Source organism: Actinocorallia aurantiaca, assembly GCF_039533685.1.
Classification (GTDB): Bacteria; Actinomycetota; Actinomycetes; order Streptosporangiales; family Streptosporangiaceae; genus Actinocorallia; species Actinocorallia aurantiaca.
In genome coordinates this window covers 1-2282 of the sequence record NZ_BAAATZ010000023.1, presented here as the reverse complement: position 1 = coordinate 2282, position 2282 = coordinate 1, and the positions used below count along the sequence as shown (strand labels likewise).

Here is a 2282-nt window from a genome sequence, read left to right as displayed (position 1 = left end):
TAACTTATACCCCCTGGGGCATAATGGTCGTGTTCCTCCCCAAGGACCCGGAGCCTGAGGCTCCGGTGAGCTCTGGGGAGAGATGGCCAAGAAGCTCGGAGAGGCCGACCGGCCGAAGGTCAAGGCCAGTGCCCGGACCAAGCCCGCCAAGGGCTCCAGGCCGGGCACTATCGAAGCGAAGAGGCTCTTCCTGCGGGCCGTCCAGAACGGCCGCACCACCCGCGAGGCCATGGCCGAGGTCGGGTACTCGGAGAAGAGTTACGAGTACTGGCGCAAGAGCGACGAGACCTTCCGCCGCGAGGTGGACCTCATTCGCCAGATCCGCGCGAACCAGAACAACGTCAGCCGCGGAGAGAAGGCGGACTCCTTCGAGGAGTTCCGCCGCGAATACCTCAACACGGAGACCTTCCCCCACCAGCAGCGGTGGATCGACGCCATCGAAGGCAGGGAGCCCCGCGACCTGCATTCGGCGATGGTCTACGAGCCGGGTGACGAGCAGTTCGTCCTGATCAACACCCCGCCAGAGTTCTCCAAATCCATGACGCTCACGATCGACTACGTGACGTATCGGATCTGCAAGGATCCGAACGAGCGGGTCATCATCGTCTCGGCGACGCAGGAGCTCGCCAAGAAGTTCGTCTATGCGATCAAGCAACGCCTGACGCACCCGACCTACTCGAAGCTTCAGCTGGCGTTCGCACCGGCGGACGGCTTCAACGGCCCCAACGCCGTGTGGCAGTCCACCATGGTCTACCTGGACGGCGAGGCCCGGGACGGGGTCGAGAAGGACCCCAACATCGAGGCCCTGGGCATGGCCGGCCAGATCTACGGCTCGCGTGCCACGCTCATCGTCTGCGACGACATCCTGACCCTGCGGAACGCCCACCAGTGGGAGTCCCAGCGCTCCTGGATCAACCAGGAGGTCCTGACCCGCATCGGCCCCGGCGGGACCCTCCTGGTCGTCGGGACCCGGGTGGGTGCGGTGGACCTCTACAAGGTCCTCCGCGACCCGGACAACTACCCCGACGGGGAGTCCCCCTGGACGTACCTGAGTCAGCCGGCCGTCCTGGAATACGCGGAGGACCCGGAGGACTGGGTCACCCTCTGGCCGAAGTCCGACCGGCCGTGGGTCGGGTCCAAGGACCCGCGGGACACCACGCCTGACGCCGATGGGCTCTATCCCCGATGGTCGGGGCGCCACCTGGCCAAGAGGCGCAAGTCCATCGGTGACGAGCGCATTTGGGCGCTCGTCTACCAGCAGCAGGAGGTGGGGGAGGAGTCCATCTTCCCCCCGGCCGCGGTGCGCGGCTGCATCAACGGCGCCAGGACGGTGGGCGTCCTGCGCGGGGACAACAAGTTCCACCACCGCCCCGAGGGCATGCAGGGCCTCTACGTCATCTGCTCCATGGACCCGGCCATGGCCGGGGAGACGGCCACCATCGCGTATGCGGTCGACATGAAGACCGGGGACCGGTGGGTGCTGGAGCCCCACCGGATGAAGGCCCCCACCCCGGAGCAGATCAGGGAGCTGATCTACGCCTGGACGGACAAGTACAAGCCCTCCAAGTGGGTCATCGAGAAGAACGCCTTCCAGCTCTTCCTGACCCGGGACGCCCAGATCCGCGACTACCTCGCGGTTCGGGGCTGCGCGATGGTCGAGCACTACAGCGGCAACAACAAGATCGACCCGGACTTCGGCGTCGCCTCACTGGCGCCGCTGTTCACCGAGAAGAAGATCCGCCTTCCGTCCTCGCACAACCACGAGGGCATGAAGGCGCTGGTCGAGCAGCTGGTGACATGGCGTCCGGGCGTTAAAGGATCTAAGCTTGTCCAGGACTTGCCCATGGCTTTGTGGTTCGCCGAACTTCAGGCCCGCGAGGTCATGGACCAGGCTCTTGGCAGAACCAAGAGCCACCAGCAGTCGCGATTCCTCCCCAGGTATCGACAGCGCCAGCAGCGGCTTGCGCTGGTTCAGGGGATGGAGTCGTGGGCGTCTTGAGTGACGTGAAGGCCATCAGTGCCACGGTCCGGCGGCTGCGCGAGGCGCGGGCCGCCAAGGACCGGGTGATGGGGGACATCTACCGCATCCGCGATGGGCGGATCGGTGAGGTCTTCCCCTCGATGTTCAACGACGACTTCCCCGCCCCCGTCATGGCGAACGGGATCGATACCTTCGCCCGTGACGTCGCCGAGAGCCTCGCTCCGTTGCCGACTTTCGCGGCGGGCACCCAGCAGATGACCTCGGATGCCGCGCGGAAGCGCGCGGACATGAAGACCCGCAT

The 2282-nt window shown here is 65.9% G+C and carries 2 protein-coding genes; both read left to right on the top strand.

The features are described 5' to 3' along the window. Positions 1-82: 82 nt before the first annotated feature. A complete protein-coding gene (locus ABD327_RS25835; RefSeq protein ID WP_344453606.1) occupies positions 83-1999 on the top strand; it encodes a hypothetical protein in 1917 nt (638 codons plus the stop codon). Next, a partial coding sequence (locus ABD327_RS25830; protein WP_344453604.1) for a hypothetical protein occupies positions 1996-2282 on the top strand: 287 nt, incomplete at its 3' end. The genes ABD327_RS25835 and ABD327_RS25830, both read left to right, overlap by 4 nt.